Annotated in this window: 7 protein-coding genes and 1 pseudogene; all 8 read right to left on the bottom strand. The window is 59.2% G+C overall.

The window, feature by feature from the left end:
- Positions 1-632, bottom strand: a 632-nt coding sequence (locus tag VGL01_RS03125; protein WP_331566969.1) for a glycosyltransferase family 2 protein, incomplete at its 3' end; no start/stop codon positions are given.
- Positions 629-1,024, bottom strand: a complete 396-nt coding sequence (locus tag VGL01_RS03120; RefSeq protein WP_331566967.1) for a GtrA family protein — start codon at positions 1,022-1,024, stop codon at positions 629-631. The genes VGL01_RS03125 and VGL01_RS03120, both read right to left, overlap by 4 nt.
- Before the next feature lie 31 nt (positions 1,025-1,055).
- Positions 1,056-1,988 carry a transketolase family protein gene (locus tag VGL01_RS03115; RefSeq protein WP_331566965.1) on the bottom strand — a complete coding sequence of 311 codons (933 nt, stop codon included), beginning with the start codon at positions 1,986-1,988 and terminating at the stop codon, positions 1,056-1,058.
- Positions 1,985-2,791: a transketolase gene (locus tag VGL01_RS03110; RefSeq protein ID WP_331566963.1), complete on the bottom strand. Its 807-nt coding sequence runs from the start codon at positions 2,789-2,791 to the stop codon at positions 1,985-1,987. Before VGL01_RS03110 ends, VGL01_RS03115 begins: the two co-directional genes overlap by 4 nt.
- On the bottom strand, positions 2,788-3,834 hold the full coding sequence (locus tag VGL01_RS03105) for an NAD-dependent epimerase/dehydratase family protein (protein WP_331566961.1): 1,047 nt from the start codon (positions 3,832-3,834) through the stop codon (positions 2,788-2,790). Before VGL01_RS03105 ends, VGL01_RS03110 begins: the two co-directional genes overlap by 4 nt.
- Positions 3,835-3,844: 10 nt before the next feature.
- Positions 3,845-5,158 carry a lipopolysaccharide biosynthesis protein RfbH gene (gene rfbH / locus VGL01_RS03100; RefSeq protein WP_331566959.1) on the bottom strand — a complete coding sequence of 438 codons (1,314 nt, stop codon included), beginning with the start codon at positions 5,156-5,158 and terminating at the stop codon, positions 3,845-3,847.
- 5 nt (positions 5,159-5,163) lie between these two features.
- Positions 5,164-6,234: a CDP-glucose 4,6-dehydratase gene (rfbG, locus tag VGL01_RS03095; protein ID WP_331566971.1), complete on the bottom strand. Its 1,071-nt coding sequence runs from the start codon at positions 6,232-6,234 to the stop codon at positions 5,164-5,166.
- A pseudogene (locus VGL01_RS03090) lies at positions 6,234-6,374 on the bottom strand (glucose-1-phosphate cytidylyltransferase); the annotation flags it as partial. The gene rfbG and the pseudogene VGL01_RS03090, both read right to left, overlap by 1 nt.

The following is a 6,374-nucleotide window of genomic DNA, read 5'->3' as shown; positions in this document are numbered from 1 at the left end:
AGCGTATAAAAGTTGTTCTTCGAGATTCCTCGTTTGCGTCGAGGCTGCACGTAGGGGATCTGCACGGCATCGAAGCCGATCTCGCAGATGAGCCCGCGGAAGTACGGATACGGATCATCGATCTTCCTCAGGATCTCGATGACCTTGCGGTCGTACAGGCCGAAGCCGGTGAAGTTTTGAATCAGCTTCACGTTGGCAATCCGCGTGACGAGGCGGTAGTACATCCTTCGCAGCGCAAAAAACAGCTGCGATTCCTTGGCCTCGGGTTTGACGCCAACGACGATCGGTGCACCTGCGAGCCATTTTTCGACGAATTCGCGCATCAGGTCGGGTGGGTCCTGCAAGTCGGCGACGAGCAATATCACTGCATCGCCTTTCGCTTGCAGAAGCCCATGCATCGGTGACCGGATGTGCCCAAAATTCCGAGCATTGACAATCACACTGACGGCCGGATCGCCGGCTGCGATCACACGAAGCTTCGCGACAGTGGAGTCGGTCGATGCGTTGTCGATGAACAGGTGATCGTAGGTGATCCCGGGAATCGAAGAGAGAACGCGGCGCGCTTCGGCGTAGACCGCTTCCACATTCTCTTCCTCGTTGAAGCAGGGCGTGACGACCGTAATGTGCTTCATGGCAAGTTGAAAACGAATCGACGATTGAGGATAAAAGCAATGACGCTAAGCGGGACGAGCGTGATTGCGTTGGCGATGTACACGTTTGGCCACAGGCCGAGCAAGAGGCGAACGCCACCCAGGTTCAGCAGGTAGATGACGATATAGACACCAACGAATCGCCAGAACCGTGAGCGCGGCGCACCATTGAAAACCAGGCGTCCGATGCTTTGGAAATTGAATAGGACGCCACCGACGGTCGCAAGACCGATCGCGGCAGGGTAGGGCATGCCGAAGTACGTGAACGCGGCGAACAACGAATAGCCGAATACGGTGTTCAATCCACCCACGACCAAGAAGCGCAGGAGTTGCACGAACGTCGCCGCAGCGGTTTCGCGCTGAGGTAGGCTCACCGGGGGCTCACGGAGCGGGCTGCCCGTGCTTTCACTGTTGGTACTGGACATTTTCTTCGAGCGTTTTCCGGATACGGTTCTCGACGTCCACCGCACCCAGGCCATGGCTCTCCATGACGAAGGAATAGTTGCCGCACAGCGTACTGAAGCGGTCCTCGATCCCTATGCGAATGAACGTTCCCGTATAACGGCCCATCAGTGTTTCGGCCACGATGCCACCGAGCCCACCATAAATGGAGTGCTCTTCGAAAGTGACGATCCCCTCGCGCCCTTCAGCCAACTTGCGAAGCGATGCCTCGGGAAACGGCTTCAGGCACGACGCCGAGACGACGTCGGCCCCACCGATCGCCGCAGCGACCTTTTGAGCGAGCTTGACGCCGGACCCTGTCGCAACAAACAGATAGGGCGCAGTGCCGGTGCTCGATAGAGGCAGCAATTCGTTACAAGCTGAGGCGGGCAACGGAGCGCTGTGTACATCGCCCAGGTCGGCTTTGCCCATGCGCAAATAAGCTGGGGCTTCGCGCTGCAGAATCTGATCGAAGCATGCGTTCAGTTCAAAGCCGTCCGCGGGCGAATAAATGGAGATTTGCGGTACGGCGCGCAACGCCGCGATGTCTTCCGTGCTTTGATGGCTCGTTCCCAGCTGCGCGTAAACGACACCTGCGCCGTCCCCGATGAATGTCACCGGCAGGTTTTCGTAGCAGACATCGATCTTGATTTGCTCGAGCACCCGGATCGGCACGAATGCCGCGAGCCCATAAACGATGGGCCGGAAGCCGGCTTTTGCAAGGCCGGCTGCGACACCCACCATATTCTGCTCGGCGATGCCGCAGTTCATATATTGGTCGGGGCAAGCCTTACGGAACGGATCGAACAAAGCGTATCCGTGATCGCCCGTGAGCAGCAAGACCCTGGGATCCTTCTGGGCCGCGGCAACCAGTGCGTTCGAGAAAGCGTCTCTCATGCTTTACCCCTGAGTTCGGACACGGCGGCCTCATAGGTCTGAGGCGTGAGGCGGGTGTAATGCCAAATGTTGTCGTTCTCCATGAACGACACACCTTTGCCCTTTACCGTTTTTGCGACGATGGCTTTGGGCCGACCGTTCTTCATGCTCTTCAAATCGCGATATGCCGCGTCAATGGCAGTCTCGTCGTGACCGTCGATCGTCGCTACATCGAAGTCGAATGCGGCGAACTTCGCCGCCACATTCCCGAGGCCCATGACTTCGTCGGTCGTGCCCATCGCTTGAAACCCGTTTGCGTCGACGATGACAACGACGTTGTCGAGCTTAAACTGGGAGGCGAACAGAGCGGCTTCCCAGACTGCGCCTTCGTTCAGCTCACCGTCTCCCACGAGGGCGTAGCAGATTTGGTCCGTGCCATTGCGTTTCGCGCCGAGCGCGAGTCCGACTCCGACCGATAGCCCGTGCCCGAGCGAGCCGGCAGTCGCCTCGACCCCTGGCACATGAGCATCGGCAAGCCCTTTGAGGCGTGTGCCGTTCCCAAAATATCGCCCGAGTTCTTCATCCGACAGCCAGCCGATTTCATTCAGACATGCATATTGCGCCATGACGCCATGTCCTTTGCTGAGGACCATGTAGTCTCGTCGCGACGAGCGCGGATCGTCCTTGTCCAAGCGCAAGTGGTTCCGGTAGAGCACAGCCAGCAGTTCGACAATGGAGAACGCGCAGCCGATGTGAACAGTCGATCCTGCGTAGGCCATATCGAGAATCGTCTTGCGAATGCGTGTCGCGTCGAAGGCTTTCATTGCGTCACCGCCGTTCTGTTCCAGTTGATAGTTTTGGACAAGGCTGTTTCCAATCCGGTGTATTGCGCGAGGCCGAGTGATCTTCGGGCCTTCGATGTATCGGGTACGTAGCGAGGCGCATCCGAGTCGTTGCGCGCCGCGGTCGGCAGGCCCGAGTCCCTCGATCCGCATAGGCGTTCGATCGTCTTCGCCAACGCGGCGATAGACAGCGCATCTTCCGAGCCGACGTTGTAGGCTTGGCCATTCTCTGCGTGAAGCAGCATGTGCAAAAGCCAAATGCAGGTATCGGCCATGTACAGATAGCTGCGCAGCGGCCGCCCGTCGCCTTTCATGCTGATGGGCCGGCCGGCAATTGCGTCGCGTATGAAATTGCCTGCTGCGAACGGGCCGTCTAGTGGAATGCCCGGACCGACGAGCGCATAGATTCTCGCGATGGCGACTTGCAGATCCCCCTCCCGGGCATAGGTCGCCGCGAGCCACTCGGCTGCTCGTTTGCCCTGGCCGTATGCCGTGGTGGGGTCAAGCGGATCGGGCGCGCCCATATAGCTTTCCGGCATCTTTTCGATGGAGGGCGGTTGCGGACCATAGACCGCACCGCTCGAGGTCAGCAGTAAGCGCGCCACGCCGCTTTTCCGCGCAAAGTCCAGCACCCGTCGCGTGCCGGCGACACCGGTATCGAACATACGCAGAGCGTCGGCCGCCTTCTTCGTGTCGGCGACATCGGTGGCGGCATGGATGCAGAAATCGATGCGGCCAACATCTGCCTCGAAGGTGGTGACATCGCCTTCAATGAGCGTCACGCTGCCATCGTCGAACAGATGCGGTGCGTACTCGCGTGCCTTCGCGGCATTGCGGCTCAACGTGACGACTTCGACGTGTGAAGACGTCACGCGGTTGGCATGCTGAATGGCTTCGAGCAGCCACGAGCCGATGAACCCCGTGCCTCCGGTCACGAACAGCCGTGCCCCGTCGAACGTCGCCCACACGTCAGCGGTCTGTTCGACGATGAATTGCAAGTCGTCCTGGGGCAGCGGCTTACGCATGGAAACTCGGTTAGAAATTTACGCCGAGAAACGTCTCGATCTTTTCCGCAACGAAATCGAGCATCTCGCGGCCAAGGCCCGGATAGACGCCAACCCAGAACGTCTGGTTCATGACGATATCGGTGTTCGTCAGGTCGCCGCTGACGCGGTATTCCCGTCCGATCATGTACGGCTGGCGCGTGAGATTGCCCGCGAACAACAGGCGCGTGCCGATCTTGTTTTGATCCAGGTAACCGAGCAAGTCGACGCGGCGAACGTTCGCCTCGGGCTTGAGCGTGATCGGGAAACCGAACCACGACGGGTCCGAATTCGGCGTCGCGTGCGGCAGAATCAGGAACTCGGTGCAGGACTGCAGTCTGTCATGCAGATACGCGAAGTTGTCCCGGCGAGCTTTGATGAAACCTTCGAGCCGGTCCATCTGAGCGAGTGCACAAGCTGCCTGCATGTCGGTGATCTTGAGGTTGTATCCGAGATGCGAGTACGTGTACTTGTGATCGTAGCCTTCGGGCAGATTGCCGAGCTTCCAGCAAAAACGCTTTCCGCAGGTATTGTCTTTACCCGGCGCGCAGTAGCAATCGCGTCCCCAGTCGCGGAAGGATTCCGCGATCAGCTTTAGATCGGGGTTATTGGTAAAGACAGCACCGCCTTCTCCCATCGTAATGTGATGGGCAGGGTAGAAGCTGAGCGTGCCGATGTCGCCGAAGGTGCCGACCAGTTGACCGTTGTACGTCGCCCCGAGCGCGTCGCAGCAATCCTCGACGAGCCACAGGTTGTGCTTTTTGCACAGCGCCGTGATGACTTCGAGGTTGTACGGGTTGCCCAAGGTATGCGCGAGCATGATCGCCTTGGTCTTCGGCGAGATTGCCGCTTCGATCTTCGAAGCGTCGATGTTGTAGGTGCCGAGTTCGACATCCACAAAAACAGGAATGGCGCCGAATTGAATGATCGGGTTGACCGTTGTCGGGAAGCCCGCAGCTACACCGATGACTTCATCGCCGGGGCGAATTGCGCGATCGCCAAGCTTCGGTGAAGTCAGCGTCGAGAACGCAATCAGATTGGCCGAGGAGCCGGAGTTCACCGTAATAAGATGGTTGACGCCTAGAAACTGTGCCAGCTTTTTCTCGAACGCGTCGTTGAACCGGCCCGTCGTCAGCCAGCCATCGAGCGAGGCTTCAACCATCAGCTCCATCTCGCGCGCACCGATCACTTTGCCGGACGGTGGGATGACGGTCTGTCCCGGTTCGAACGCCGGCTTTTGTGTCGCCATTTCGCCGTACTGGCGCACGAGGGCGACGATCTGCTCGCGGATCTGATCTTTGTTCATGGGCTTCAGGATTGAGTAAATTGATCTATCTGTTTGAGCGTGACGGCCCGCATGTCCTCTTGACGTGCGGCGGCCTTGTACCAGGCGACGATTTCGTCCAAGGCACGCTCGAGATTCCATCGAGGCTGCCAGCCGAGCCGGTTGCGTGCTTTCGAGCAATCCAGCTTCAGGAAAGTCGCTTCGTGCGGGTGCTCGTCGCCATCCAACGCCCAGCTAGCACCGTCTCCCCATTGGGACGTGAGGCGTTCGACAATAGCCTGGACGGGGCGCGCATCCGCATCGTTGGGGCCGAAATTCCATGCTTCGGCGTAGCGGCTTTGTTCCGAGTACAGCTTTTCGGCAAGCAGCAGATATCCGCTGAGCGGCTCGAGAACGTGTTGCCAAGGCCGGATAGCGTGGGGGCTCCGGATGCGGACCCGCTCCTCGCGCATGATCGCTCGCATGATGTCCGGAATGAGGCGATCGGTTGCCCAATCCCCCCCGCCGATCACGTTACCCGCGCGGGCACTCGCGATGGCGACACCATGCGTTGCGTATGTCGACGGATTGAAGAATGAGCGCCGATAGGCCGCAGTGACGAGCTCCGCGCAGCCTTTACTGCTGCTATAGGGATCGTAGCCGCCCATCGCCTCATTTTCGCGGTAGCCCCATTCCCATTCGTGGTTCTCGTAGCACTTGTCGGTCGTGACGATGACGACAGATTTCACGCCTGGAACATGGCGAACCGCTTCCAGCACATGCACCGTGCCCATGACATTCGTTTCATAGGTCTCGACGGGGCTTGCATACGACTCGCGCACGAGCGGCTGCGCCGCCATATGAATGACGATTTCGGGCGAGGCCGCTTTCATCGCGTTCAAGACTGCATGTCGATCGCGAATATCGGAGATGACAGAGTCGATTCCGTCCGCGACGCGGGCCAGCTCGAACAGATTCGGCGTGGTGTCCGGCGCAAGGGCGTACCCCGTGACCTTCGCGCCGAGGGCCTGCAGCCACAGCGTGAGCCAGCTGCCTTTGAAGCCCGTGTGGCCCGTGACAAATACCTTCTTGCCGCGCCAAAACGTTGTCGATTGCATCACCACACCTTCCATGGAGCCTTGCCGCTCTGCCACAGTTCCTCGAGGTGATTCTTGTCGCGCAGCGTATCCATGGGCTGCCAGAACCCGTCGTGTTCGTATGCGGCAAGCTCTCCGCGGCTCGCGAGCGTTTCCAGCGG

The sequence above is a fragment of the Trinickia sp. genome (assembly GCF_036503415.1).
Classification (GTDB): domain Bacteria; phylum Pseudomonadota; class Gammaproteobacteria; order Burkholderiales; family Burkholderiaceae; genus Trinickia.
This window is presented reverse-complemented; position numbering and strand designations above follow the sequence as displayed.